Below are 25,873 nucleotides of genomic sequence, written 5' to 3' on the forward strand. Positions count from 1 at the left end.
TCCTCTCTAGCGGCGGCCCGCCGTGACGGCGTCCATGAGGGCGCGCATCGCGGCGGGGATCGGGGCGGGGGCCTGGTGGCCCGCCGCGTCGGGGCGGACGCAGGCGACGCGCTGCTCGCCGGTGGCGACGAGCTCCTCGCCCTCGGGCAGCACCCGCCAGTACTCGAAGGTCATCACCAGCTGGGTCCGGCCGACCTCGCCGAGGCCCATCCGCACCACGACCTCGTCGAACAGGGTGAGCTCGCGCAGGTACTCGCACCGGCAGCTCACCGTCAGCAGCCGCACGCCGTCGGCGAACCCGGCGGCGACGTCGGAGGCGTACTCGCGCATGCACATCTCGCGGGCGCGGCCCTGCCAGCGCACGTAGTTGACGTAGTTGACGTTGCCGAGCAGGTCGGTGTCCTCGATGCCGACGACGTGCCGGTACTCGTAGCCCTTCACGCGGCGGCCCCGCCCGTGCGTGCGGTGAGGACGCCGAGGACGACGGGCCCGGCGACGCCGCGAAGGCCCGCCGCCAGGGTCGCCACGCGGTGGTCGCCCGCGGCGAGGACGATCCAGCCGTCCTCGTGCAGGGCGTCCAGGGCGAACGGCGTCCCGGCGGGCAGGCCGGCCTTGACGGCCGACTCGGCCGCCGTCCAGACGCGGGTCGCGGCGGTGTCGAGGTCCTCGCCCGCCTCGGCCGCCAAGGCGTCGGCGAGGGCGAGGCCGTCGGCGCCGAGCAGGCCGTGCCAGGCGTCGCGGTCGCGGGCGGCGACCCGCTCCAGGTCGCAGCCGGGGGTGCCGGTGGCGAGGGTGACGCCGGCGCAGTGCGCGATGGACAGCGGGCGACCGTCGCCGGTCTCGGGCTTGCCGTCGGGGCGGTGGGCGAGCCGCACGTCCGGGCCGAGCAGGCGGCGGGCGGCGAGGTCGGCGGCGTCGCGGCGGGACGCGCCGGCGGGGTCGGTGTCGACGACGGCGGAGCCGGCGAGGCCGAAGGCGGCGAGGGCGTGCTCGACGTAGGGGCCGAGCAGGCCGGGCACCCAGGCGGCTGGCAGCGCGAACTTCTCGACCAGGCGGGTGCGGAAGCCCTCCCAGGTCTCGATGAGCTCGCCGTCCTCGTCGGTGACCTCCAGGTCCCAGCACTCCTCGGCGACGCGGTAGCGGGCGTGCACGAACGCGGCGGCGGCGCCGGCCGCGGCGCCGGGCACGAGGCGGTCGACGCCGGCGGGGATGGCGAGGACGGTCGGCGCGCAGAGCGCGAGCGGCTGCATGTAGGAGTCGCGGGCGGCGGGGTCGCCGAGCAGCAGCGTGCCGGGCAGGTAGCGGCCGAACCAGGGGACGCCGGTGGCGGGCAGCAGGCGCGCGGTGACGTGGGTGGCGTCGGCGCGGCGGATGTCGCCCATGAGCCGGAACCGGGGGCCGTGGAAGAGCATCGGCCCGTACAGCTCGGTGGCCGGGTCCAGGTCGAGGGGCGGCAGGGCGGCGTTGCCGGGGACGGCGACGCCGCGCGCCTTCGGCGCTGCGGGCGGGGCCTCGCAGACGGCGCGGAAGTGGTCGATCTGGAAGCCGGTGGTGCTGCACCGCACGACGGCGGAGGCGACGCCGGGGGCGGTGCGCAGCACGGCGACGCGGACGGTGACGGGGGTGTCGGCGGCGACCGCGATGGCGCGCAGGAACTCCACGCCGGACAGGACCGGCGGGGCGTCCAGGCCGAGCAGGGCGCTGCCGGCCTGCGCCATGATCTCCATGCCGACGGTGCCGGGCAGGACGGCCTCGGTGCCGCCGCCGAACACGTGCTCGGCGAGGTAGGGGTCGTCGTCCCAGCTCACCTCGGCGTCGGCGACGAGCTCGACGCCGGGGTAGCTGACACGGGGCCGGTCCAGGAAGCGCAGCAGGGGGAGCTCGCCGGCGCCGAAGGAGACCGTCGGCATCTCGCCGAAGCGGCCGGTGACGACCGACACGACGGGCGCGGCGGGGTCGGCGGCCAGGTCGCGCAGCATCGCGACGCCCTGGTCGGGGGTGATGGTGGTGACGCCGGCGCGGGCGAGGTTCTCCACCGAGCCGAGCCGCTCGCCCATGCCGACGCCCGACCAGAGCGACCACTCGACGGCGCGGACGCGGCAGTGCGGCAGCTCGGCGGCGAGCCGCTCGGCGAGGTCGCTCTGCCATTCGTTGGCGACGGCGTAGTGGGCCTCGCCGCGCAGGCCCGCCCGGCCGGTCATCGACCCGAAGGTGACGAGCAGCCGCAGCCGCGCGGTGTCGACGGCGGCGAGGACGGCCTCCAGGCCGGCGACCTTGGGGCCGATGGTGCGGGCGTAGTCGTCGTCGGTGAGCTCGGTGAGCAGCTTGGGGACGTTGCCGCCGGCGCCGTGCAGGACGGCGGTGACGGGACCGAGCTCCGCCTCGGCGGCGGCGACCGCGGCGGCGACCGCGCCGGCGTCGGTGACGTCGGCGCGCAGGTAGCGGGCGGTGACGCCGGCGGCGTCCATGCGCTCCAGGTTGGCGGCGAGCTCGGCGTCCTCCTCGGGCGCCGACCGGCCGAGCAGGGCGAGCCGGGCGCCGCTCTCGCGGGCCAGCTCCAGGGCGCACTCGGCGGTGATGCCCTTGCCGCCGCCGGTGACGAGCAGGACGTCGCCGCCGCCGAGGGGCAGGTCGGTGCCGGCGAGGTCGACGGGGGCGAGGACGGGCTCGCGGCGGGCGCCGTCGTGGACGGTCTCGCGGAACCGGACGGTCGCGGCGGCCTCGACGGAGACGGCGGCGGGCGTGGCGGGGCCGTCCAGGGCGGCGGTGACGACGGTGGTGGCGACCCAGGGCGCCTCCAGGTGCAGGGTCTTGGCGAACCCGGCGCCGCCGGGCCCGTCCTGCACGATCACGCAGCGGGTGACGTCGTCGCCGGCGAGGACGGCCGCGGCGCCCTCGCGCAGCAGCGCGAGGCGGTCGGCGCCGGCGGGCAGCAGGACGAGGACGCCGGTGCCGAGCCGGGCGTCGCGGAGGGCCTCGCGGATCGCCGGGCCGGCCGGGTGGTCGCCGACGACGCGCCAGGCGCCCTCGGCGCGGGGCGCGGTGCGGGCGGGCGCGGGCGCCTCCCGGCGGTCCAGCGCGAACGCCCGCACCCAGGGGCCGGCGCCGGGCGGGACGATGCGGGCGGCGGCGGTCGCGGCGTCCTCGGCGCCGGCGGTGCCGGTGGCGGCCAGCTCGGTGAGGGTCTCGGCGACCTGCCCGAGGGTGGCGGTGGCGTAGCCGGTCGGGGCGGCGGGCTCGGCGAGGCCGAGGGTGCGCATCGCGTCGCCGACGAGCTCGGACACCACGATCGACGACAGGTGCAGGTCGTCGAGGAACTTGCTGTCGGCCTGGACGGCGTCCAGGGGGAACTCGGCGCGGCGGGCGACCAGGGTGCGCAGGAGCAGCAGCGGGTCGTCGATGCCGGCGTCGTTCTCGGCGGGCGCGGCCGGGCCGGTGCCGGCGCGGGCGGCGCGGGCGTCGGCGTCGGCGAGGAGCGCGGCGTCCACGTCGGGGACCATCTCGCAGAAGTTCTCGATGAACGCGGGCTCGGCGTCGGGGTCGAAGGGCCGGACGAACCGGTCGGCGAACAGGTCGCCGGCGCGGAGCGCGGCGCCGACGGCGAAGGCGGCGCCGACCGCGTTCAGCGGCCCGGCCAGGGAGTCGTCGTCGGTGCGGGCGGCGACCGCGGGGACGTCGGTGATCTCGCGGGCGAGCTGGGTGAGGACCTGGCCGGGGCCGACCTCGATCAGCAGGTCGGCGCCCTCGGCGGCGTCCGCGAGCGCGCCGGCGAACAGCACCGGCGCGGTGATCTGCTCGCGCAGCAGGGCGCGCAGGTCGTCGCCGGGGCCGACGGGCGCGCCGGTGACGGTCGAGTGGACGCGGCCGCGGGCCGGGGCGAGGTCCTCGCCCGCCAGGTGCGCGCCGAACGCCTCGGCGGCGGGGGCGACCTGCGGGGAGTGGAAGGCGTGCGAGACCGGCAGGCGGACGGCCTGGACGCCGGCGCGCGCGGCGCGGCCGAGGACGCGCAGGAGGCCGTCGGCGGGTCCCGACACCACGGTCTGGCGCGGCCCGTTGTGCCCGGCGATCACCACGCCGGGGTCGGCGGGGTCCAGCAGCGCCGCGACGGCGGCGGCGTCCGCGGCGAGGCCCGCCATGGCGCCGTCGCCCTCGGCGAGGGCGCTCATGGTGGCGCCGCGGGCGGCGGCGAGGCGGAGCAGCGCGGCCTCGTCGAGGGCGCCCGCCCAGTGCAGCGCGGTGAGCTCGCCGAGGCTGTGGCCGACGGCCGCCCGCGCACGCACGCCGAGCGCGGTGAGCAGCCGGAGGCCGGCGGCCGAGGCGGTGGCGATGCGCGGCTGGGCGACGGCGGTCTCGACCTGGTCGCCGTCCTCGGGCAGCGCGGCGAGCTCGTACAGCTCCTCGACGGTCTCGAAGCGGCGGCGCAGCGCGCCGCCGTCGGAGCGGGTGCCCGAGCCCTGGCCGGGGAACAGGTACACGATGCGCGGCGGCCCGGCGGGGCCGCCGAGGAACACCCCGGCGGCGGCGTCCAGGTGGCGTTCGGCTCCGTCGCCGGCCAGCTCGGCGACGCGGCGGAGGGAGGCGGCGAGGGCGGCCGGGGCGGCCGCGACGACGGCGGCGCGCCACGGGCGGCGGGCGAGGGCGCCGGCCAGGTGGGCGGCGAGGTCGGGCAGCTCGGAGCGGGCGGCGGTCTCGGCGACGGCGGCGAGGGCGGTGGCGCGCTCGGCGAGCGCGGCGGGGCCGTCGGCGTCCAGCAGGAACAGCTCGGTGTCCTGCGGCGAGTTCATGATCGAGCGGGTGCGGTGGTCGAGGCGGGCGCGGCGGCCGGCGCGGGGGGCCGCCACGACCAGGTGGGTGTTGATGCCGCCGAAGCCCATGGCGCTGATCCCGGCGCGCAGCGGCGCGTCCTCGGGCCAGGCGGCGCCCTTGCGGAGGACGCGGAGGGCGGGCTCGCCCTCGCCGAGCAGCGGGTGCGGGCGCTCGCAGCCGGTCGTCGGCGGCAGCACGCCGGCGTTCACCGCCATGACGCCCTTGATGAGCCCGGCGACGCCCGCGGCGGCCTTGGTGTGCCCGATGTTGGCCTTGATGGACCCGACGGCGGCGGGGGTGCCGGTGGCGCCGGCGGCGCGGCGCGCCTCGATCAGGGTCTCCAGCTCGGCGGCGTCGCCGACGGCGGTGCCGGTGCCGTGGCCCTCGAAGTAGCCGACCTCCTCGACTCCGTAGCCGGCGCGGCGGTAGGCGCGGTCCAGGGCGAGGCGCTGGCCGTCGGTCTCGGGGCGGGTGATGCCGCCCGCGCCGTCGGAGGACACCCCCCACCCGTCGATGAGGCCGTGCACGCGGTGGCCGCGCGCGACCGCGTCGTCCTCGCGCATGAGGACGACCATGCCGCAGCCCTCGCCCGGCCAGAACCCGGCCGAGCGCTGGTCGTAGACGCGCATCTCGTCGATGGCGAGGGCGCCGGCGCGGGAGAAGCCGATCAGCTCGGTGGCGTCCACGCTGATGTCCACGCCGCCCGCGACGGCCAGGTCCATGTCGCCGGCCAGCAGCGCGTTGCAGGCGGTGATGACCGACAGCAGCGAGGAGGCGCAGGCGCCGTCCACGACGTAGCCGCCGCCGTTGAAGTCGAAGTGGTTGCAGATGCGCCCGGCGATGGTGTTGGACAGGCCGCCCGCCAGCGAGTCGCCGTCGGGGACGGGGAAGGGGGCCTTGTAGGCGCGCTCCAGCCCGGCGAGCAGCTCGGCGAGGCGGCCCGTCTCGATCTCGCCGTCCAGCGCGGCGGCGACGACGCGCCGCACGTAGGGCCAGCGCAGCCGCATCTGGGCGGCGCGGATGCCCTCGCCGGTCAGCGAGTTGCCGACGACGACGCCGGTGGTCTCGCCGGGGGCGCCGCGCCCCTCGGGCAGGCCGGCGTCGGCGAGGGCCTCGGCGGCCACGTCGAGGGCGAGCCAGTGGGTGAGGTCGGCGTTGCGGAAGGTCGACCCGGCGACCTTGTAGCGGACCCGGTCGAACTCCCAGTCGCGGAGCAGCGCGGCCTCGGTGATGTAGATGTGGTCCGGGGACGAGCGGTCGGCGTTGTAGTAGTCCTCCAGCCGCACGCGCGTGGACGGGATGCGCCGGAACGAGCGGCGCCCGGCCAGGACGTTGTCCCACAGCTGCGCGGGATCGGCGGCGTCGGGGAATCGGCACGCCATTCCGACGATCGCGATGCGCGAACTCGAACTCACTTCTGACCTCCCTCGAAAGGGCGCGGCGAACGCGCCGTCCGGCCCCGTGGACGACCGTTTCAGGGCATGCCGGAGAGGCGCCGTGAACAGGGGTCGGCAAAGGGGGCGACGGATCGTTCCCGGCCCTTTGCGGAACGGCCGTCACCGGCGGGGGCGCCGTGGCCGCTCCAAGATCGTTTCAAGTTACTGGACTGTAGGTTTCGCGCCCGCACGGCGTCAAGCAGCATCTTCACAGCGCGCGCGGCAACATATTGGGCGTTTGGTGACCGGCAGGAACCCGCGCGCAGCGAGTGGCCGGTAGCGGGGCCTAACCGTCCCGGCATCCCCGATCATGCCCGAAAGACCGGTTTCACGGGCACATTGCGTGGCCTTTTCCGAACCGCTCGCAGCCGTTGTCGGCCGAGCGTCCACTCGCGTATGCGAACGGTAGCCGCGCCATTCTCATAATTGTCAGCCGAAGATCTCGTCCCGGGCGCGGTCCAGGGCGGTGAGGACGGCGCCGCGCAGGACCGCGCCGGCGTGCACCCGGCTCGGGACGACCTCGGTGGGCGCGGGCGTGAGCTCGGCGAGGCGGGCCTGGACGGCGGCGGCGAGCGCGGCGCCGTCCGTGCCGCCGTCGCAGCCGCCGAGGGCGCCCCCGAGGACGATGAGGCCCGGGTCGATGACGGCGACGATCGGGAAGGCCGCGGTCGCGACGCGCTCGGCGAACGCGGCGCTGTCCCGGGGCGGGGCGCCGGGGCCGGCGAGGACGTCGCAGACGCCCCGCCCGCCGGCCGTGAGGAAGCCGATCTCGCCGGCGCCGCCGGAGGCGCCGCGGCGCACCCGGCCGTCCAGCACGATCGCGGCGCCGACGCCGTCGTCCACCCAGATCAGCGCGAAGTCGTCGCGGCCGCGCGCGGCGCCGAGCCGGTGCTCGGCGACGGCGGCGAGGTTCACCTCGTTGGCCAGCGCGACCGGCACGCCGAGCCGCTCCCCCACCTCGCCGGGCAGGCCGGGGCGCCAGCCCGGCACGTCGTTCTCGTCGGCGCGCCCGGTCTCGGGGTGCACCAGGCCGGGCGCGCCGAGCATCACCGCGTGCAGGGCGCGGCCGCCCGCCGCCTCGGTGACGGCGCCGGCGAGCGCCCCGGCGAGGTCGGCGGCGGGCAGCGCGCGCTCGGCGGTGCCGACGGTGGCGCCGGCGATGTCGGCGACGACGGCGGTCAGCCGGTCGCGGCGCACGTCCACGCCGGCGACGTGCGCGCGGGTGGCGGCGATCCCGTACAGGCGGGCGTTCGGGCCGCGCCGCTCGGCGCCCGCCTCGCCGGCGACCTCGATGAGGCCCGCGGCGAGCAGCCGCTCGAGGAGGTCGGCGGTCGTCGGCCGCGACAGCCCGGTGAGCGCGCGCAGCTGCGAGGCGGTGAGCGGGCCGCGCTCCACCAGCAGGTCCAGCGCGAGCCGGTCGTTGATGGCGCGGGCGAGCGTCGGCGTGGCGGTCTTCACCCGCCCGATTTTAGACAGGGTCCCTGCCGGATATCCCCTTTCCATCAGGGAGCCTGCCTGTTAATTTCGAGGACCATGACCCACCGCACCTCCCTCGTCCTGGTGTTCGCCGTCCACGGCGCGGTGTCGGGCAGCCTGGCCACCCGCGTCCCCTGGATCCAGGAGCACCTCGGGATCGGCCCCGGCCTGCTCGGCCTCGCCCTGCTGTCCCCCTCGGTCGGCGCCTTCGCCGCCATGCCGACCGCCGGGCGGATCGCCCACCGCGTCGGCGGCGCGCGCACGACGCGGCTGCTGCTCGCCTTCTGGTGCGCGGCGCTCGCGCTGCCCGCCCTCGCGCCCGCGCCCGGCTGGCTGTTCGCGGCGTTCCTGCTGTTCGGCGCCGCCGCCGGCATGTCGGACGTGGTGATGAACGGGCAGGTCGTGGTGCTGGAGCGGCACCTCGGCCGGCCCCTGATGTCGGGCCTGCACGGCATGTGGTGCGTCGGCAGCCTGGCGGGCGGCGCCATCGGCGTGGTCGCCGCGCACGCCGGGGTCGACGCGCGGCTGCACCTCGGCGGGATGGCGGCGCTGCTGTTCGCCGTCGGCGCCTGCGCCGGGCGCGGCCTCCTGCGTAGCGAGAGCGACACGGCCGCCGCCCCGCCGCGCCGGTTCGCGCTGCCGACGCGGGCCATCGCCCTCATCGGGCTGGTCGGCTTCTGCGGGACGTTCGCCGAGGGCGCGAGCGCGGACTGGACGGCGGTCTATCTCACCCGGGTCACCGGCGCGGGTCCCGGCCTCGCGGCGGCGGGGTTCGTGCTGTTCATGGTGTGCATGGCGGGCGCCCGGCTGCTCGGCGACGGCCTGATCCAGCGGTTCGGGCCGGTCGGGGTGGTGCGCTGCGGCGGCGCGGTCGCCGTGGCGGGCGGCGTCCTCGTGGTCGCCGGGCGCGCCCCGGCGGTGTGCATGGCGGGCTTCGCGCTCGTCGGCACCGGCATCGCGGTGATCGTGCCGCTGGTGTTCGCGGCGGCCGGGAGCCGCGGCGCCCACCCCGAGGAGGGCGTCGCGGGCGTCGCGACCATCACCTACCTGTCGGGGCTGCTCGCCCCGGCCGTCACCGGCTGGATCGCGGGCGCGGCCTCCTACCCGGCGGCGTTCGCCGTGGTCACCGCGCTCGCCGCGGCGATGGCGCTGCTCGCCAGCGTCCTCCGCCCGCCCGCGGCGGCGGGAACTTCCGGCGGCGGCCCCGTCGTTCACCGGGACGTGGATCTACTACAGAAGTAGTGGACCGCGGCGACGAGGGGGACGGCTTCCGATGGCCCTGTGGGACAGGTTCCGCGCATCGACCCAGACGATGCAGACGCAGCTGCTCGCCAAGAAGAACGAGCTGAAGAGCGGCGCGTTCCGGGACGCCAGCATGGCGGTGTGCGCGCTGGTCGCCGCCGCCGACGGCTCGGTGGACCCGTCCGAGCGGCGGCGCACCGCGGCGCTGATCACCTCCAACGAGGTGCTGCGGAATTTCGACGCCGCCGATCTGCAGCGCCGCTTCGACGCGGGCCTGGACAAGCTGGCCGCCGACTTCGACTTCGGCAAGGTCGGCCTGCTCCAGGACATCGGCAAGGTCGCCAAGAAGCCGACCGAGGCGCGCGCGGTGGTGCAGATCGGCATCATCATCGGCGGCGCCGACGGGAACTTCGACGCCTCGGAGAAGGCCGTGGTGCGCGAGGTGTGCCTGGCCGCCGGCCTCTCCCCCGCCGAGTTCGACCTCTAGCGCGGCCCGCCGCGCGGTCTCCGGCGCCGCCGGTCAGGCGCGGGGGCCGAAGCCCGACAGGGCGGCGCGGACGGCGAGGCCGGTCACCGCGTCCGGGTCGTCGCCCGCCTCCACCGCCGTGACGGCGGCGTTGACGACGCCCTGGAGCAGGCGCGCCGCGCGCCGCGGGTCGGGCTCGCCGAGCGCGGCGAGGGCCTCCTCCACGGGGGCGAGCAGGGCGCGGTGGGCGTCGGCGGCGCCGCCCTTCAGCGCCGCCGCGTCCGCGTCGCCCGCGAGCGCCTGCGCGACGCGGTGCCCGCCCGCCCGGACGACGTCGAGCTGCGCGCGCACGTAGGCGGCGACCTTCTCCTCCGGCGCGTCCGCCGCGGCCATCGCCGCGCCGATCGCCTCCAGCCAGCGCGGGACGGCGTCGGCGACGACGGCGGCGAGCAGCTCGCGGCGGTCGGCGAAGTACTTGTAGACGCTGTTGCGCGCGAGCCCGGTGCGCCGCGCCACCGTCGCGAACGTCACCGCGGCCCCGTCGCCGGTCTCCTCCAGCAGCTCGCGCGCCGCGTCCACCAGGGCGCGGCGCTGGAGCGCGCGGTGGTCGGCGACCGTCGCCGCCTGGATCTTCGGCACCCGCCCAGTCTAGGGCGCGGCCCCGCCCGCCCCCACTTGGCGACGCCTCGTCCCCAAGGGATAGAGTTTGGCGACACGCCGTCCCCAACCTCGTCCCCGGGGGTCCTCCCTGATGTTCCTCGTCCTGCGCGAGCTGCGCGCCGCGCGCGCCCGCTTCCTGCTGATGGGGGCCGTGGTCGCGCTGATCGCGGCCCTGGTCGGCATCGTCTCGGGCTTCACCAACGGCCTCGGCGACGACACCGTCTCCGCGCTCCGCCGGCTGCCCGCCACCCACATCGCCTTCGCCGCCGGCACCGGCACCGACGCCTTCGCGCGCAGCGCGCTGGATCCGGCCGCCGTGCGCGGCTGGCAGGCGGTCCCCGGCGTGGAGGCGACCCCGGTCGGCGTCGCCATCGCCCGCGGCACGACCGGCCGCGGCGTCCCGGTCGACCTCGCCGCCTTCGGCGTCGAGCCCGGTTCCTTCGCCGCCCCCGCCGGGCTCACCGCCGGCGGCGTGGTCGTCTCCCGGAAGATCGCCGACGCGGGCGTGCGGCCCGGCGACACCCTCGCGGTGGACCGGACCGGCGTCCGGCTGCCCGTCGTCGGGGTGACCGGGCGGTCGGCCTACGGGCACGTGCCCGCCGCCTACATGTCCCTCGCGACGTGGCGGCGCGTCCACCCGGCCGCGCGGCCCGGCGAGGTGAGCGCCGTGGCGCTGCGCGCCCGCGCCGGGGCCGACCTCGCCGCCGCCGACCGCCGGCTCGGCACGCGGACCGAGACGCGCGACGCCGCGTTCGCCGCCGCCCCCGGCTACACCGGCGAGCGCCTCACCATGAACTCGATCCTGGTCTTCCTGTACCTGATCGCCCCGCTGGTCGTGGGCGCGTTCTTCGCCGTCTGGACGGTGCAGCGCACGCCCGAGCTGGCGCTGCTGCGCGCCCTCGGCGCGGCCCGCCGGACGCTGCTCGGGCACACCCTCGCACAGGCCGCGCTCGTCGTCGTCGCCGCGTCCCTGGCGGGCGGCGCGCTGGCCGCCGGGGCCGGGCTCGCGCTCGGCGCGGCCGTCCCGTTCAGCCTGCCCGCGGCGTCCCTGCTCGGCACGGTCGCGGCGGTGTCGGCGGCCGGGCTCGCGGGCGCCGCCCTGACGCTGCGCCGCGTCGCCTCCCCCGACCCGCTCACCATGCTGGGAGCCGCCCGATGAGCCTCCGCCTCGAAGGGGTCACCGTCGCCTACGGGCGCGGCGCGGCCCGCACGACCGTCCTCGACGGCCTGGACCTGGAGTTCGCGCCGGGCGTCCTCACCGCGCTGACCGGCCCGTCGGGGTCGGGCAAGTCGACCCTGCTCGCCGTCGCGGGCGCGCTGCTGCGGCCGGACGCCGGGCGCGTCCTGCTGGACGGCGAGGACGTCGCGCCGCTCGGCGACGCGCGGCGCGCGCGGGTGCGGCGCGAGCGGATCGGGTACCTGTTCCAGTCGGGCAACCTGCTGCCGGGCCTCACCGCGCTCGACCAGGTCCTGACGATGGCGCACGTGGCCCGGCGCCGCCCCGCCCGCTACCGGGACCGGGCGGCCGCGGCGCTGGACGCCGTCGGGCTCGCGCACCGGCGCGGGCACCGGCCCGAGCAGCTGTCGGGCGGCGAGCGCCAGCGCGTCGCGCTCGCCCGCGCGCTGGTGCTGGAACCGTCGCTGCTGCTCGTCGACGAGCCGACCGCGGCGGTGGACCGCGCGCAGGCCGGGGAGCTCGCCGCGCTGCTCGCGGACTGCGCCGGGCGGCGGGGCTGCACCGCCGTCGTCGCCACCCACGACCCGGCCGTCACCGAAGCGGCCGGGCGCGTGGTCGCCCTGGCGGCCTGACCGGGCCGCTCAGCCGAACCCGCCGGCGCGGCCGAGCAGGGCGGGCGCGGGCTTGCCGAGGCGCTCGCCGAGCCAGGCGCCCGTCGCGGCGACCGCGTCCATGTCGGCGCCGGTCGTGACGCCCGAGCGGTGCAGCGCGTACAGCAGGTCCTCGGTGGCGATGTTGCCGGTGGCGGCGGGCGCGAAGGGGCAGCCGCCGAACCCGCCGGTGCTCGCGTCCAGCGCCGTGACGCCCTCGTCGACCGCGGCGAGGGCGTTGGCGTACCCGGTGTTGCGGGTGTTGTGGAAGTGGAAGCGCAGCGGCGTGCCGGGGGCCGCCGCGCGCGCCCGCCGCGTCAGGTCGCGGACCTGCGCGGGGACGCCGACGCCGATGGTGTCGGCGAGCGCGATCTCGTCGGCGCCGGCGGCGTGCGCGCGGCGGGCGATCTCGGCGACGCGCTCAGGGGGCGTCTCGCCCTCGAAGGGGCAGCCGAACGACGCCGCGATGGTGACCGAGCAGCGGACGCCGGCGTCCCTCGCCTCCGCGGCGACGGCGTCGAAGGCGTCCATGGCCCGCGCCGTCGTCACCCCCTGGTTGCGCATGCAGAAGGTGTCGCTGGCGACCACGACGGCGTTGACCTCGTCCACCCCGGCCGCGAGGGCGCGTTCCAGGCCGCGCCGGTTCAGCACGAGGCCGATGTAGGAGACGCCGGCGCGGCGCGGCACGCCGGCCATGACCTCCTCGGCGCCCGCCATCTGCGGCACCCGCTTCGGATGCACGAAGCTGACCGCCTCGATACGGGTGAGCCCGGCGTCCACGCTCCGGGCGATCAGCTCGATCCGCTCGTCCACCGGCAGGGCGCGGTCCTCGTTCTGCAGGCCGTCGCGGGGGCCGACCTCGATCACGGTTGTCCGCACGGTTGTATGCAATGCATCGCCGCCTTCTCGCCCGGTCTTGCGTCGATCGCAGCCTAAAGCCTAGATTGCATGCAATCCAGGGCATCGGGGGTGGACGTGGCACGGGCGGCGGACGTCGCGTACGCGGCGCTGCGGGAGATGATCCTCACCGGCGGCGCGGCGGCGGGCAGCCGCCTCGGCGAGGCCGAGCTCGCCGGGACGCTCGGGCTGTCGCGCACGCCCGTCCGCGAGGCGCTCGCCCGGCTCGGCGCCGACGGCCTGGTGGAGGTGCTCCCCCACAAGGGGGCGCGCGTCGTCCGCTGGTCCGCCGCGGACCTGGAGGAGATCTTCGAGCTGCGCGGGGTGCTGGAGCCCTACGCGGCCGGGCGGGCCGCCCGGCGCGGCCTGCCGGACGGGGCGCTCGCGGAACTGGAGGCGTTCTGCGACGGGATGGAGGAGGCCGCCGCGGCGGGCGGCTTCCAGCGCGTCGCCGAGCTGAACGACCGGTTCCACGCCGCGGTCATCGCCGCGTCCGGCAACCGGCGGCTGCCGCCGCTGCTGACGTCGGTGGTGCACGCGCCGCTCGTCCTCGGCACCTTCCACCGCTACGACGCCGCGTCGCTGGCGCGCAGCATGGCCCACCACCGCGAGATCACCGCGGCGCTGCGCGCCCGCGACCCCGCCTGGGCCGGGGCGGTGATGCGGTCGCACATCCGCGCCGCCGCCGGCCACCTGATCGACCACGTCCGCACGAGCGAGGACAGCGCATGACCGACGCCCCCGCACCCCCGGCCGCCGCCCTCGACGACCTGCGCGTCGTGGAGATGGGCCAGCTCCTCGCCGGCCCGTTCTGCGGCCAGCTCCTCGGCGACTTCGGCGCCGACGTCATCAAGGTCGAGCCGCCGGGCGCAGGCGACCCGATGCGCCAGTGGGGCCGCGAGAAGCCGCACGGCAAGTCGCTGTGGTGGCCGATCCTCGCCCGCAACAAGCGGTCGGTGACGCTGGACCTGCGCACCGCCGAGGGCCAGGGCCTCGCCCGCCGCCTCATCGCCGGCGCGGACGTGCTGGTGGAGAACTTCCGGCCCGGCACCCTGGAGCGCTGGGGCCTCGCGCCCGAGGCGCTGTGGGCCGACAACCCCGGCCTGGTCATCACCCGCGTCACCGGCTACGGGCAGGACGGCCCGTACGCGCCGCGCGCCGGGTTCGGGTCGGTCGGCGAGGCGATGGGCGGCATCCGCTACGTCACCGGCGACCCCGACAAGCCGCCGTCGCGCGCCGGGATCTCCCTCGGCGACGAGCTCGCCGGCACGTTCGCCGCCCTCGGCACGCTCGTCGCGCTGCACGCCCGCCGCCGCACCGGCCGCGGGCAGGTCGTGGACGCCGCGCTGTACGAGGCGGTCCTCGCGATGATGGAGTCCCTGGTCCCCGAGTGGGAGATCGCCGGCTACCAGCGCGAGCGCACCGGGTCGGTGCTGCCGAACGTCGCGCCGAGCAACGTGTACCCGACGAGGGACGGGCCCGTCCTCATCGCCGCCAACCGCGACACCATCTGGGCGCGCCTCGCCGCGCTCATGGGCCGCCCCGAGCTGGCGGACGACGAGCGGTACGCCACGCACGGCGCGCGCGGCGCGAACGCCGAGGAGCTGGACGACCTCATCGGCGCGTGGACCGCCGATCAGGAGTCGGGGCCGCTGCTGGAGCTGCTGCACGAGAACGGCATCCCCGCCGGGCTCACCTACCGGGCCAAGGACATGCTCGCCGACCCGCACTACCGGGCGCGCGAGGCCATCATCCGGCTCGCGCACCCCGAGTTCGGCGACTTCCCGATGCACAACGTCGTGCCGAAGCTGTCGGGCACGCCCGGCGCCGTCCGCTCCATGGGCCCCGCGCTCGGCGAGCACAACGCCGAGGTCTACGGGACGCTGCTCGGCCTCTCCGACCGGGACATCGCCGCCCTCGCCGCCGCCGGGACGATCTAGCGGGCACGCCGGGAGGCGTCCCCTAGCCGTCCTGACCCCAGCGGTACAGGCCGTAGGACATCAGCAGGACGCTCGCGGCGCTGAACACGGCGCGCGCGGTGTTCCACGCCGTCCACCGGCCCGAGTAGTCCGACCAGATCCGCGCCGCGGCCGCCGGGTCGGACGGGATCCGCACCGCGTCCAGGTCGTTGTTCATGGGGACGTTGACGGCGACCGTCGGGACGAACGCGCCGACGAAGTAGACGGCCGCGGCGGCGAAGAACAGCAGCGCCGCCGCCTTCCGGTCTGCCATGAGGAGCAGCACGCCGGCGACGATCGCGACGAGCGGCGCCAGCATGAAGGCCGCGAGGAACAGCGGGTTCTGGATGCGCTGGTTGATGCCCTGCATCGCCTCGATCGCCGACCGGGGGCCGGCGGCGTTCAGCCCCGGCATGACGCCGGCGCTGAAGCCGAAGAAGGTGCCCGCCATCCCCGTCGTCATGAGGATCGACAGGGCGGCGGCGGTGGTCGTGAGCAGCGTTCTCATGCCGTCGAGTCAACCGGCGCGCCGCCCGCGGCGACATCGCCGGGACGCTCGGCGCCATACGCGAGCGTCTACGCTGGCCGCATGGACGCGCTGACCGGCCTGCTCGACGGCCCCCGGGCGCGCGGCGCGTTCCTGCTCCGCGCGTCCCTGGCGCCCCCGTGGTCGGTGCGCATCCAGGACGAGGCGCCGCTCTGCCTCGTCGCCATGGCCCGCGGCGGCGCCTGGCTGATGCCCGACGGCGGCGCGCCGCTGCACGCCGCCGAGGGCGACGTCCTGGTGATCCGCGGCCCCGGCCACTACACCGTCGCCGACGACCCGGCGACGCCCCCGCAGATCGTCGTCCATCCCGGGCAGCGCTGCACCACGCCCGACGGCACGAGCCTGGCGGAGGCGCTGGACCTCGGCGTCCGCAGCTGGGGCACCGACCCCGACGGGCCGTCGGTGCTGCTCGTCGGCGCCTACCAGCTGCGCGGCGCCGTCACCGGGCGGCTGCTCGCCGCGCTGCCGCCGGTCGTCGCGGTGCGCGCCGCCGACCTCGGCTCGCCGCTGCTGCCGCTGCTCGGCACCGAGATCGTCCGCGACGAGCCGGGCCAGGACGTCGTCCTCGACCGGCTGCTGGACCTGCTGCTCATCGCGGTGCTGCGGCACTGGTTCGCGCGCCCGGAGGCGGCCGCCCCCGGCTGGTACCGGGCGCACGGCGACCCGGTCGTCGGCCCGGCGCTCCGGCTGCTGCACGCCGAGCCCGCCCGCCCCTGGACGGTCGCCGCCCTCGCCGCCGAGGTCGGCGCGTCCCGCGCGGCCCTCGCCCAGCGGTTCGGGCGGCTCGTCGGCGAGCCCCCCATGGCCTACCTCACCGGCCTCCGCCTCGCCGAGGCCGCCGACCTGCTGCGCGAGAGCGAGCGCACGTTGGAGGCGATCGCCCGCCGCGTCGGCTACGGGACGGCGTTCGCGCTGAGCGCCGCGTTCAAGCGCGAGCAGGGCGTGAGCCCCCAGGAGTACCGGGCGGCCCGGGCCGCGGGGCCTCGGGTCGAGCCCGGGTAAAGGGCTCCGTACACCTGCTGAAAACACTGGCGTTTCGCTCCGGAAATCCGCGTCCCGTATGACAGGATGCGAGGCTTATCACACCTTCGGATGGGAGCGAGATGACCACGAAGTCACCGGGGGACGACCTCCGCACCGTGTTCGCGCGCGCCGACCTCGGCGGCGACGAGCGGCTCGACCTGATGGAGTTCGGGCTGGTGCTGGAGGCCCTCGGCCTGTCGTGGAGCCGCGCCGAGGTGCAGGACCGCTTCGAGCGGGCGGACGCCGACCACGACGGCTACATCTCCGCCGCCGAGTTCCGGGTGCTGCTGGACACCCAGGGCTGGACGCTGCCCGGCCCCCGGCCCGCCGCCGCGGCGGGCTGACCCGCCGGGCACCGCGGCCGTCCCGATCACCCAGCGGGGCGGCCGCCTCTCGTTGTGCGACATCTCCCGTTTCACCTCCGGTGAGCGGGAACAGGAACCGGACGACCTCGAAACGTTCCGGGATGTGGGCACGATGAACCTCCTCTACAAGGCTCTGTCACTTCTGTTCAGCGTGGTCGGCGGCATCGTCGCCGGCACGCTCTTCAAGCAGGTGTGGAAGCGCGCGGCGGGCCAGGACGACGCCCCCGACGCCGCCGACCGCGACTACACCTGGACGCAGGTCCTCATCGCCGCGGCCGTCCAGGGCGCCATCTTCGGCCTCGTCAAGGCCGCGATGCAGCGCTCGGGCGCGCAGGCGGTCCGCAAGGCCACCGGCCGCTGGCCCGGGGACGACTGACATGGCGCGCGAGACGAGCGCCGACGCGCGCACCGAGGCGCCCGCGGAAGCCGCCGACGCCGGCCCCGACTCCCCGACGAGCCTCGCCGGGCGCGGCTGGTGGGGGGCGCTGAAGCGCACCTTCGCCGAGTTCAAGGACGACAACCTCACCGACTGGGCCGCCGCCCTCACCTACTACGGCGTCCTGTCCATCTTCCCGGCGATGCTCGTCGTCGTGTCGCTGGTCGGGCTCGGCGGCAAGTCCCTGTCGGACGACCTGGTCACCAACGTCGGGCAGCTCGCGCCCGGCTCGGTGAAGCAGGTCCTCACCAACGCCCTCACCGAGCTGCAGCGCGGCCGCACCGGCGCCGGGTTCGTGGCGGTCATCAGCCTGCTGGCCGCGATCTGGTCGGCGTCGGGCTACGTGGGGGCGTTCATGCGCGCCTCCAACGCCGTCTACGACGTGCCCGAGGGCCGGCCGATCTGGAAGACGCTGCCGATCCGCGTCGCGGTGACGCTGGTGACGCTGGTCCTGCTGGCCGCCTCGGCGGTCATGGTGGTGGTGTCGGGCCCGATCGCCCGCCAGGTCGGCGACCTGCTCGGCTTCGGCTCGGCCGCCGTCACCGCCTGGGGGCTGCTCAAGTGGCCGCTCATGCTGATCATCGCGAGCCTGCTGTTCGCGCTGCTGTACTGGGCGTCGCCGAACGCCAAGCACGGCTTCCGCTGGGTGACGCCGGGCGGCCTGCTCGCGATCGTCCTCTGGCTGGCGGTGTCGGCCGGGTTCGCGTTCTACGTCGCCAACTTCTCCTCCTACAACAAGACCTACGGCAGCCTCGCCGGGCTCATCGTGTTCCTCGTCTGGCTGTGGCTCAGCAACCTGGCGATCCTGCTCGGCGCCGAGCTGAACGCCGAGCTGGAGCGCGGGCGGGCCATCGCGGGCGGCCTGCCCGAGGACCGGGAGCCCTACGTCGAGCCGCGCGGCACCCGCGGCTTCCCCGACGACCTCCTCCCCGACGCCGGGGACGAGGAGGACGCCGGCAAGCCCACCCGCAACGAGGGTCCCGCCGACGGGCCGCCGCGCCCGCGCAGCGGCTCCTGACACGCGGCACCTCTTGAGACGCCACCGGCGTCCGCCCCAGCAGGGGCGGACGCCGGTGGCGTCTCAGGGCCGGGCGTCAGACGCGGCGGCCGCGCAGCTCGCGGTAGCGGCGCACGAGCGCGGCCGTCGACGGGTCGGGCAGCGCGTCCGCCGCCGGCGGCTCCTCGCCGGTGAGCGCGGACTCCAGGTCCTTGGCCATGATCTTGCCGAGCTCGACGCCCCACTGGTCGAAGGAGTCGATGCCCCAGACCGTCCCCTCGACGAACACGATGTGCTCGTAGAGGGCGACGAGCTGGCCGAGGACGCCGGGCGTCAGCTTCGGCGCCAGGATCGTGCTGGTCGGCCGGTTGCCCGGCATCACCTTGTGCGGGACGACCGCGGCGGGCGTTCCCTCGGCGGCGATCTCCTCGGCGGTCTTGCCGAACGCCAGCGCGGTGGTCTGCGCGAACAGGTTGGCGTTCAGCAGGTCGTGCATGCCCGCGCCGCCCGCCGCCGCGTCGGTGAACGGCTCGCCGAACCCGAGGAAGTCGGCCGGGACGAGCCGGGTGCCCTGGTGCAGGAGCTGGTAGAAGGCGTGCTGGCCGTTGGTGCCCGGCTCGCCCCAGAAGATCTCGCCGGTCTGCGCGACGACGGGGGCGCCGTCGGCGCGCACCGACTTGCCGTTGGACTCCATCGTGAGCTGCTGCAGGTAGGCGGGGAAGCGGGCGAGGCGCTGGCTGTAGGGCAGCACCGCGCGGGTCTGCGCGCCGAAGAAGTCGGTGTACCAGACGCCGAGCAGGCCCATCAGCACCGGCATGTTCTTCTCGAACGGCTGGGTGCGGAAGTGCTCGTCCATGGTGTGGAAGCCGGCGAGCATCTCCACGAAGCCGCGCGCCCCGACGGTGAGCATCAGGGAGAGGCCGATGGCGCCGTCGAAGGAGTAGCGGCCCCCGACCCAGTCCCAGAACCCGAACATGTTGTCGGTGTCGATGCCGAACTCGGCGACCCGCTCGGCGTTGGTGGACACCGCGACGAAGTGCCGGGCGACGGCCTTGTCGTCGCCGAGCCGCTCCACCAGCCACTGCCGGGCGACCTTGGCGTTGGTGAGGGTCTCCAGCGTCCCGAAGGTCTTGGACGCGACGATGAACAGCGTCTCCTCGGGGTCGGCCTCGGCGAGCACCGTGGTGATGTCGGCCGGGTCGATGTTGGAGACGAAGCGGGCGCCGATGCCCGCGTCGGCGTAGTCGCGGAGCGCCTCGTAGGCCATCGCCGGGCCGAGGTCGGAGCCGCCGATGCCGATGTTGACGACGGTGCGGATCGCCTTGCCGGTGAACCCGGTCCACTCGCCGCCGCGGACCCGCTCGCTGAAGTCGGCCATCTTGTCCAGCACCGCGTGGACGTCGCCGGCGACGTCCTGGCCGTCGACGGTGAGGGACGCGCCGGGCGGCAGCCGCAGCGCGGTGTGCAGGACGGCGCGGTCCTCGCTGACGTTGATGTGCTCGCCGGAGAACATCGCGTCGATGCGCCCGCGCAGCCCCGCGGCCTCGGCGAGCGCCACCAGCAGGCGGACCGTCTCGTCGGTCGCGCGGTGCTTGGAGTAGTCCAGGTACAGCTCCCCCGCCGTCGCCGTCATCCGCTCCGCGCGCCCCGGGTCGTCCGCGAACAGCTCGCGCAGGTGCCGGTCGGCCAGCCCCGCGTGGTGCTCGGCGAGCGCCGACCACTCCGCCGTCTCGGTGATGTCGGTCATCGTCCCTCTCTTCTTCTCCGCCGTGCCGGGCGTACGCGTCCGGCGCCCCCGGAGGAACCCCCGGCGCCCCCGTCGTGATCATAGGTCGGCGGGCCGCCGGCCCGGGCGCCAACGCGCGCGGGGGCGGCCCGGCTCCCCCGGTCCGTCCGGCCTCTACCCGCGATTGTCCGCCAGGAACTCCCGGTGGTCGGCGGCGTTCCGCTCGGCGTAGGCGAGACCGAACGCGGCCACCGCCCGGCAGAACACCTCGCCGCGCCCGATGTACCCCGCGATGCGGAGGCGGTCGCCGGTGCGGGCGTGGGCGAGCGCGAGACCGCGCCCGCACGCGCGCGCGTACAGCCGGAGCGCGCGCGGCGGCATCGCGGTGACGTCGGCCGAGCCCTTCATGTCGCGGTACTGCCGCCAGTAGTAGAAGCGCCCGTCGCCGCCGGGGCTCCAGCCGAGGAACGGGTCGCTGGAGGACTGCATGAGCCGCTGCCCGGCGACCACCCGGTGCCCCTGGTCGAGGTACTCGCTGCGCCGCAGGTGGGGCTCCAGCACCGACCGGCCCGCCTCCTTGACCTGCAGGACGAGCGGGTCGTCGCGGTCGCGGCCCTGCAGCACCGCGACATAGCAGCGGGTGCCGACGCTGCCGACGCCGACGGCCTTGCGGGCGGCGTCGACCAGCGTGTACCCGTCCAGCAGGACCGCGACGTCCTCGCGCAGGGTGCGCCGGTAGGCGCGCAGGTTGGCGCGGGCGGCCTTCAGCCCGACCGCGCCGGTGTGCTCCAGCAGCGGCGGGTCGTCGGCGATGCGGAGCCGCCCGTCCCGCACGGTGGTGAGCTTGCGGAGCGCCTGCATGCTGTCGCGGCCGCGCGCCTTGCGCAGGTTCCTCCCGGTGCGGCGCCGGTCGCTGCGCCAGGGGATGCGGGCCAGCAGGTCCTCGGCGCGGGTGCAGGTGAAGAACAGCGCGAGGTCGCCGAGCGCGGCGAACTCGCGCATCCCGTCGCGGTAGCCGGTGGCGGCGGCGAGCGCCGTCGCGTGCCGCTCGGACTCGCCGCACCCGTTGTCGGCGGCGGCGACGGCGCAGCTGGCGGCGAGCCGTTTCAGGTCCCACTCCCAGGGGCCGGGGAGCGTCTCGTCGAAGTCGTCGACGTCGAACAGCAGGGTCCGCTCGGGCGAGGCGTAGACGCCGAAGTTCAGCAGGTGCGCGTCGCCGCACGCCTGGACGCGCAGGCCGGTGTCGGGGGTGCCCGCGAGGTCGGCGGCCATGACGGCGGCGGCGCCGCGCAGGAACGCCAGCGGCGACTCGGCCATCCGGGCGCGGCGGACCGGGACGAGGTCGGGCAGCCGGTCGCGGTCCTGGGCGGCGAGGATGCGGGCGGCCGGGCGGCGGCGGGGCTCCCAGGCGGCGTGCGCGCCGCGCGGAACCCGCTTGCGCAGCGCGCGGCCCTCGGCGTAGCGCGCTCCGGGTGCGCTCACGGGCGGCTCCTCTCTCGCGTCGAAGAGGTCGTTCACCGGCGGCGGGCGCCGTAAGACCAAATTCTCGGCAAGCTCTACCCTTTGCGGATGTTCCGGTGCCCGGGAGCGGGCACCAACGCCGAGGGGGATCGATGAGCGGACAGCGGCCGGACGGGCGTCTCTGGCTGGGCACCTACACCGGCGACCAGGGCGACGGGCGCGGCGTCTACCGGACGCGCGGCGTCCCGGGCGGCACGATCGAGCCGCCCGCCCTCGCGGCGGAGGCGCCGAAGCCGTCCTACCTGGCGCTGCACCCGGGCGGGCGGGTGCTCTACACCGTCGAGGAGCTGGCCGACGGCCGGATCACCGCCTACCGCGTCGAGGACGGCGGCGGCCTCACCGGGCTCGGCACCCGCGCCGTGCCCGCCGAGCCGTGCCACCTGTCGGTGTCGCCGGACGGCGCCCACCTGCTGGTCGCCTGCTACGGGCCCGGCGTCCTCGGCCTCCAGCGCCTGGACGCGGACGGCGGCTTCGACGGCGAGCCCGCCCTCTGGCAGGGCGCCGGGACCGGGCCCGTCGCGGGCCGGCAGGAGGGCCCGCACGCCCACCAGACGCTCTGGACGCCCGGCGGGATCGTCCTCAGCACCGACCTCGGCGCCGACCGGATCCACGCGTTCCGCGTCCGCGGCGGCGCGCTCGTCCCGGTCGGTGAGAACCCGCTGCCCGCCGGGTACGGGCCGCGCCACCTGGCGCTGCACCCGAGCGGCCACGTGTTCGCGATGATGGAGCTCGCGCCCCGGCTGCTCGTGCTGCGGCCGCGCGACTCCCACGCCGAGCTCGACATCGTCGGCGAGTACGTCCGCGCGGAGGGCTCCGGCGCGGCCGTCGCGCTGGGCGCCGGCGGCGCACACCTGTACGCCTCCACGCGCGGCGCCGATGTCGTCGGCACCTACCGCGTCACCTCGGGCGGGGCCGCGCTGGAGCACCTCGGGGACGTGCCGTCGGGCGGCGCGGGGCCGCGCGACCTGGAGGTCGACGGCGACCGGCTGTACGTGGCCAACGAGCAGGGCGGGACGGTCGCCGCCTTCGACCTGGACCCGCTGCCGGTGCCGGCGGGCCCGCCCGCCCCGGCGCCCACCCCCGTCTGCGTGCTGGCGGGCTGACCTTCCCGGCCCGTGTTTCCCGACCGGGCGGGCGGGGAGGGCGAGGAGACGGCCACAAGGACGAACAGGACGAAGAGGGGAACGGCGGACATGGCCATCGCAACGACGAATCCGGCGACCGGCAAGGTCGAGCGGAGCTTCGACGCCTTCACCGACGAGCAGATCGAGGACCGCCTCGCGCGGGCGTCCGCGGCGTTCGCCTCCTACCGCCGCACGCCGCTGGAGCGGCGGGCGGCGTGGATGAACGCGGCCGCCGGCCTGCTGGACGCCGAGGCCGGCGACGTCGCGCTGATGATGACGACCGAGATGGGCAAGACGGTGAAGGCGGCCCGCGCCGAGGCGCAGAAGTGCGCGCACGCGATGCGCTTCTACGCCGAGAACGCCGCGGGCTTCCTCGCCGACCGGCCCGCCGACGCGGCGGCGGTGAAGGCCGGGACGGCCCTCACCCGCTACCAGCCGCTCGGCGCCGTCCTCGCGGTGATGCCGTGGAACTTCCCGCTCTGGCAGGTGGTGCGCTTCCTCGCGCCCGGCCTCATGGCGGGCAACGTCGGCCTGCTGAAGCACGCCTCCAACGTCCCGCAGACCGCCCTCTACCTGGAGGACCTGCTCCGCCGCGCCGGGTTCCCCGAGGGCGTCTTCCAGACGCTGCTGATCGGGTCGGACAAGGTCGAGAAGGTGCTGCGCGACCCGCGCGTCGCCGCCGCGACCCTCACCGGCAGCGAGCCCGCCGGGCGCTCGGTCGGCGCCATCGCCGGCGACGAGGTGAAGCCGTCGGTGCTGGAGCTCGGCGGCAGCGACGCGTTCGTCGTCATGCCCTCGGCCGACCTCGCCGCCGCCGCGAAGACGGCGGCGGCCTCGCGCTGCCTGAACAACGGGCAGAGCTGCATCTCCGCCAAGCGCTTCATCGTCGAGGAGAGCGTCGCCGACGAGTTCGAGGAGCTGTTCGTCGCCGCGATGCGGGCGCAGAAGGTCGGCGACCCGACCGACGACGCCACCGACGTCGGCCCCCTCGTCAGCGAGCAGGGCCGCGCCGACCTCGAAGAGCTCGTCGCCGACGCCGTCCGGCACGGCGCGAAGGTGCTGTGCGGCGGCGAGCGGCCCGACCGCGAGGGCTGGTACTACCCGCCGACCGTGGTCACCGGCATCACCCGCGAGATGCGCATGTTCGGCGAGGAGACCTTCGGGCCCGTCGCGGGGCTCTACCGCGTCCGCGGCATCGACGAGGCGATCGGGCTCGCCAACGCGACCGACTTCGGCCTCGGCTCCAACGCCTGGACGAACGACCCCGCCGAGCGGGACCGGTTCGTCGACGAGCTGGAGGCGGGCCAGGTGTTCGTCAACGGCATGGTGACCTCCTACCCGGAGCTGCCCTTCGGCGGCGTCAAGCGCTCCGGCTACGGCCGGGAGCTGTCCGAGCAGGGCATCCACGCCTTCTGTAACGCCAAGACCGTCTGGATCGCGCCCTGACGCCGCGTCCGGCGCACCGCTAGGGCGCGGCTCCGGGGCCGGGCACGACGTCGAACTGCGCGCTCCTCGTCGTCCCGCCCTTCTCGGGCCGGACGGACACCTTGTGGCGGCCGAGCGGCATCCCGGCGGGATAGGACGCCCCGTCCTGGTTGACGGCGTAGTTGAAGGTGCCGGTGCGGTCCACCGAGGGGCCGCGCCGGTACGGCAGCCGGTCCACCTTGATCATCACGACCGCGCCGGGGGTCCAGCCGGTGCCGTGCACCACGAAGATCGTCCGCCGGTCGCCGCGCGGCTGGTTCACCGTGATCTTGGGCCGGCCGGTCGGGCGCGCCGACTCGCCCGACACCGGCGCGGGCGGCGGCCCCTCGGGGGGCCGCCCGCCGACGACGGTCCGCACGGTCTCGGTGACGCGGACCTCGCGCGGCGCGCCGCCGCGGGCGCCCGTCCACAGCAGGTGCCCGAGCACCACGACGAACCCGACGGCCACGACGGCGAGCGCGGAGGCGAGGCGGTTGCGCGGCTCGCGCAGGAACGCCCCGACCGCCGAGGACTCGCTCGGCCGGCGCTTGCGGCGGGGCGGCGTCACCTTGTGGGGCGCGGTCTCGCGGGGGCGGAACGGCTCGGTCTCGGCGCCCTCCAAGCGCGGTCCCTCGCGGTACTCCTGGACGAGCTCCAGCGCGGCGGGCGGCAGGTAGGACAGGCCCGGGTCGGCGCCGGAGTTGGCCGTGAGCGACGGCGACAGCGCGTCCAGGACGCGCGCGGGGGACGGGCGGCGCCGCGGGTCGCGGTCCAGGCAGGACCGCACGAGCGCGTCGAGCTCCAGCGGCAGGTCGGCCAGGTCGGGCGACCGGGTGGCGAGCTGCGCCATCAGCTCCAGCACGCCCTCGCCCGGGTAGGGGCCGTGGCCCGTCGCGGCGTACAGCAGCGTCGCGCCGAGCGCGTACACGTCGCTGGCGGCGGTGACCTCCCGGCTGCCCTCCGCCTGCTCGGGCGCCATGTAGGCGGGGGTGCCGATGGCGACGCGGCTGACGGTGACGCGGGCGCGCTCGCTGGCGTGCGAGAGGCCGAAGTCGATGACGCGCGGGCCGTCCAGCGACACCAGCACGTTGGAGGGCTTCAGGTCGCGGTGGACGAGCCCGGCGGCGTGGATGGACTCCAGCGCCTCGGCGCAGCAGGCGGCGATCCAGCGCACCGCCTGCACCGGCAGCGGCCCGGCGACCTGCACGAGCCGCTCCAGCGACGGCGCCGGGACGTAGGCGGTGGCGAGCCACGGCACCTCGGCCTCGGTGTCGGCGGCGACGACCGAGGCGGTGTAGACGCCGCTGACCCGCCGCGCCGCCGTCGCCTCGTGCCCGAACCGGACCCGGAAGTCGCCGTCGCGGGCGAGCTCGGCGCGGATCGTCTTCACCGCGACGAGCCGCCCGGCGGCCGACCGGCCGAGGTAGACCCGGCCCATCGACCCGGCGCCGAGCCGCCCGAGCAGCGCGTACGGGCCGACGCTCCCGGGGTCGTGCGCGCCCAGGGCCTCCAGCAGGCTCTCCCGCTGCCGCATCACGCCTCCCCTGGCACCATCTCCCGCATCTTGCACATTCAGTGTTACAAGATGTCATGTCCCGGGGGGGATAGTCCGGCAACGGCCAGGATCGAACCGACCGGCCTTCCCGGACGTGCACGACTCCGGCGCCGCCCCTACTTGCTCGGCTGCGGCGTCTTGCAGTCGATCTTGGGGTTGAGCCCGACGTAGTTGAGCGGCCCGGCCACGATGGTGACGGCGATGGTGCCCGCCCGGCTGCAGTCGGGGGTGTCCTCGGTGTAGTAGTGGCGCTGCCCCGCGGCGATCGCGCCGATGATCAGCCACAGCACGACGACGAGTGATCCGATGCGCATGCTCCCGACCTTCAATCCGTTCCCGGTGGGCCG

The 25,873-nt window shown here is 76.2% G+C and carries 22 protein-coding genes; 12 read left to right on the top strand and 10 right to left on the bottom strand.

The features are described 5' to 3' along the window. Positions 1-6 precede the first annotated feature (6 nt). From K1Y72_RS37105 to K1Y72_RS10605, 3 genes are all read right to left on the bottom strand, one after another. Complete coding sequence (locus tag K1Y72_RS37105; RefSeq protein ID WP_220165596.1) at positions 7-441, bottom strand: acyl-CoA thioesterase; 435 nt, start codon at positions 439-441, stop codon at positions 7-9. Next, complete coding sequence (locus tag K1Y72_RS10600; protein ID WP_220165597.1) at positions 438-6,221, bottom strand: type I polyketide synthase; 5,784 nt, start codon at positions 6,219-6,221, stop codon at positions 438-440. Before K1Y72_RS10600 ends, K1Y72_RS37105 begins: the two co-directional genes overlap by 4 nt. Before the next feature lie 450 nt (positions 6,222-6,671). Beyond that, positions 6,672-7,700, bottom strand: a complete 1,029-nt coding sequence (locus K1Y72_RS10605) for an ROK family transcriptional regulator (RefSeq protein WP_220165598.1) — start codon at positions 7,698-7,700, stop codon at positions 6,672-6,674. A gap of 75 nt (positions 7,701-7,775) precedes the next feature. Between K1Y72_RS10605 and K1Y72_RS10610 the strand changes: the two genes are divergently transcribed. Together K1Y72_RS10610 and K1Y72_RS10615 are read left to right on the top strand one after the other, a co-directional pair. After that, a complete protein-coding gene (locus tag K1Y72_RS10610; protein ID WP_220165599.1) occupies positions 7,776-8,960 on the top strand; it encodes an MFS transporter in 1,185 nt (394 codons plus the stop codon). A gap of 70 nt (positions 8,961-9,030) precedes the next feature. After that, positions 9,031-9,447 (top strand): tellurite resistance TerB family protein, encoded by a 417-nt coding sequence (locus tag K1Y72_RS10615; protein ID WP_258572206.1) that lies wholly within the window; start codon positions 9,031-9,033, stop codon positions 9,445-9,447. A 33-nt stretch (positions 9,448-9,480) separates the two neighbouring features. Here K1Y72_RS10615 and K1Y72_RS10620 read toward each other — a convergent pair whose 3' ends face one another. Further along, positions 9,481-10,065 carry a TetR/AcrR family transcriptional regulator gene (locus K1Y72_RS10620; RefSeq protein ID WP_220165601.1) on the bottom strand — a complete coding sequence of 195 codons (585 nt, stop codon included), beginning with the start codon at positions 10,063-10,065 and terminating at the stop codon, positions 9,481-9,483. Between the two features lie 112 nt (positions 10,066-10,177). Here K1Y72_RS10620 and K1Y72_RS10625 point away from each other — a divergent pair, with 112 nt between their 5' ends. Continuing rightward, a complete protein-coding gene (locus tag K1Y72_RS10625) occupies positions 10,178-11,245 on the top strand; it encodes an FtsX-like permease family protein (RefSeq protein ID WP_220165602.1) in 1,068 nt (355 codons plus the stop codon). After that, positions 11,242-11,895: an ABC transporter ATP-binding protein gene (locus tag K1Y72_RS10630; RefSeq protein ID WP_220165603.1), complete on the top strand. Its 654-nt coding sequence runs from the start codon at positions 11,242-11,244 to the stop codon at positions 11,893-11,895. Before K1Y72_RS10625 ends, K1Y72_RS10630 begins: the two co-directional genes overlap by 4 nt. Before the next feature lie 9 nt (positions 11,896-11,904). Here the strand turns inward: K1Y72_RS10630 and K1Y72_RS10635 are convergent, their stop codons facing one another. Then, positions 11,905-12,792, bottom strand: a complete 888-nt coding sequence (locus K1Y72_RS10635) for a hydroxymethylglutaryl-CoA lyase (protein ID WP_308286996.1) — start codon at positions 12,790-12,792, stop codon at positions 11,905-11,907. Positions 12,793-12,861: 69 nt separating this feature from the next. Here K1Y72_RS10635 and K1Y72_RS10640 point away from each other — a divergent pair, with 69 nt between their 5' ends. Further along, the gene (locus K1Y72_RS10640) at positions 12,862-13,542 is read left to right on the top strand and encodes a GntR family transcriptional regulator (protein ID WP_220165606.1); all 681 of its coding nucleotides are present in this window, start codon (positions 12,862-12,864) and stop codon (positions 13,540-13,542) included. After that, positions 13,539-14,750 (top strand): CaiB/BaiF CoA transferase family protein, encoded by a 1,212-nt coding sequence (locus K1Y72_RS10645; RefSeq protein WP_220165607.1) that lies wholly within the window; start codon positions 13,539-13,541, stop codon positions 14,748-14,750. Before K1Y72_RS10640 ends, K1Y72_RS10645 begins: the two co-directional genes overlap by 4 nt. Positions 14,751-14,772: 22 nt before the next feature. Here the strand turns inward: K1Y72_RS10645 and K1Y72_RS10650 are convergent, their stop codons facing one another. Continuing rightward, positions 14,773-15,276, bottom strand: a complete 504-nt coding sequence (locus K1Y72_RS10650; RefSeq protein ID WP_220165608.1) for an anthrone oxygenase family protein — start codon at positions 15,274-15,276, stop codon at positions 14,773-14,775. Between the two features lie 81 nt (positions 15,277-15,357). Between K1Y72_RS10650 and K1Y72_RS10655 the strand changes: the two genes are divergently transcribed. From K1Y72_RS10655 to K1Y72_RS10670, 4 genes are all read left to right on the top strand, one after another. Then, positions 15,358-16,317 (top strand): AraC family transcriptional regulator, encoded by a 960-nt coding sequence (locus tag K1Y72_RS10655; RefSeq protein ID WP_220165609.1) that lies wholly within the window; start codon positions 15,358-15,360, stop codon positions 16,315-16,317. 101 nt (positions 16,318-16,418) lie between these two features. After that, positions 16,419-16,682: an EF-hand domain-containing protein gene (locus K1Y72_RS10660; RefSeq protein WP_220165610.1), complete on the top strand. Its 264-nt coding sequence runs from the start codon at positions 16,419-16,421 to the stop codon at positions 16,680-16,682. Between the two features lie 133 nt (positions 16,683-16,815). Beyond that, on the top strand, positions 16,816-17,079 hold the full coding sequence (locus tag K1Y72_RS10665) for a DUF4235 domain-containing protein (protein WP_220165611.1): 264 nt from the start codon (positions 16,816-16,818) through the stop codon (positions 17,077-17,079). A gap of 1 nt (position 17,080) precedes the next feature. Continuing rightward, positions 17,081-18,157, top strand: coding sequence for a YihY/virulence factor BrkB family protein (locus K1Y72_RS10670; protein WP_220165612.1), 1,077 nt, complete (start codon positions 17,081-17,083; stop codon positions 18,155-18,157). Positions 18,158-18,233: 76 nt separating this feature from the next. Here K1Y72_RS10670 and pgi read toward each other — a convergent pair whose 3' ends face one another. After that, a complete protein-coding gene (pgi, locus tag K1Y72_RS10675) occupies positions 18,234-19,883 on the bottom strand; it encodes a glucose-6-phosphate isomerase (protein WP_220165614.1) in 1,650 nt (549 codons plus the stop codon). Between the two features lie 153 nt (positions 19,884-20,036). Next, positions 20,037-21,344, bottom strand: coding sequence for a DUF2252 domain-containing protein (locus tag K1Y72_RS10680; RefSeq protein WP_220165616.1), 1,308 nt, complete (start codon positions 21,342-21,344; stop codon positions 20,037-20,039). A gap of 131 nt (positions 21,345-21,475) precedes the next feature. On the opposite strand from K1Y72_RS10680, the gene K1Y72_RS10685 reads away from it, so the two are divergent. Then, complete coding sequence (locus K1Y72_RS10685; protein ID WP_220165618.1) at positions 21,476-22,486, top strand: lactonase family protein; 1,011 nt, start codon at positions 21,476-21,478, stop codon at positions 22,484-22,486. A 90-nt stretch (positions 22,487-22,576) separates the two neighbouring features. Beyond that, positions 22,577-23,953, top strand: coding sequence for an NADP-dependent succinic semialdehyde dehydrogenase (locus K1Y72_RS10690; protein WP_220165620.1), 1,377 nt, complete (start codon positions 22,577-22,579; stop codon positions 23,951-23,953). Positions 23,954-23,972: 19 nt separating this feature from the next. Here the strand turns inward: K1Y72_RS10690 and K1Y72_RS10695 are convergent, their stop codons facing one another. Beyond that, entirely contained in the window at positions 23,973-25,505 is a 1,533-nt protein-coding gene (locus K1Y72_RS10695; protein ID WP_220165622.1) for a serine/threonine-protein kinase, read from the bottom strand. Positions 25,506-25,642: 137 nt separating this feature from the next. Continuing rightward, positions 25,643-25,840: a hypothetical protein gene (locus tag K1Y72_RS10700; protein WP_220165624.1), complete on the bottom strand. Its 198-nt coding sequence runs from the start codon at positions 25,838-25,840 to the stop codon at positions 25,643-25,645. Positions 25,841-25,873 lie beyond the last annotated feature (33 nt).

The organism is Actinomadura parmotrematis, from assembly GCF_019458805.1.
Taxonomy (GTDB): domain Bacteria; phylum Actinomycetota; class Actinomycetes; order Streptosporangiales; family Streptosporangiaceae; genus Spirillospora; species Spirillospora parmotrematis.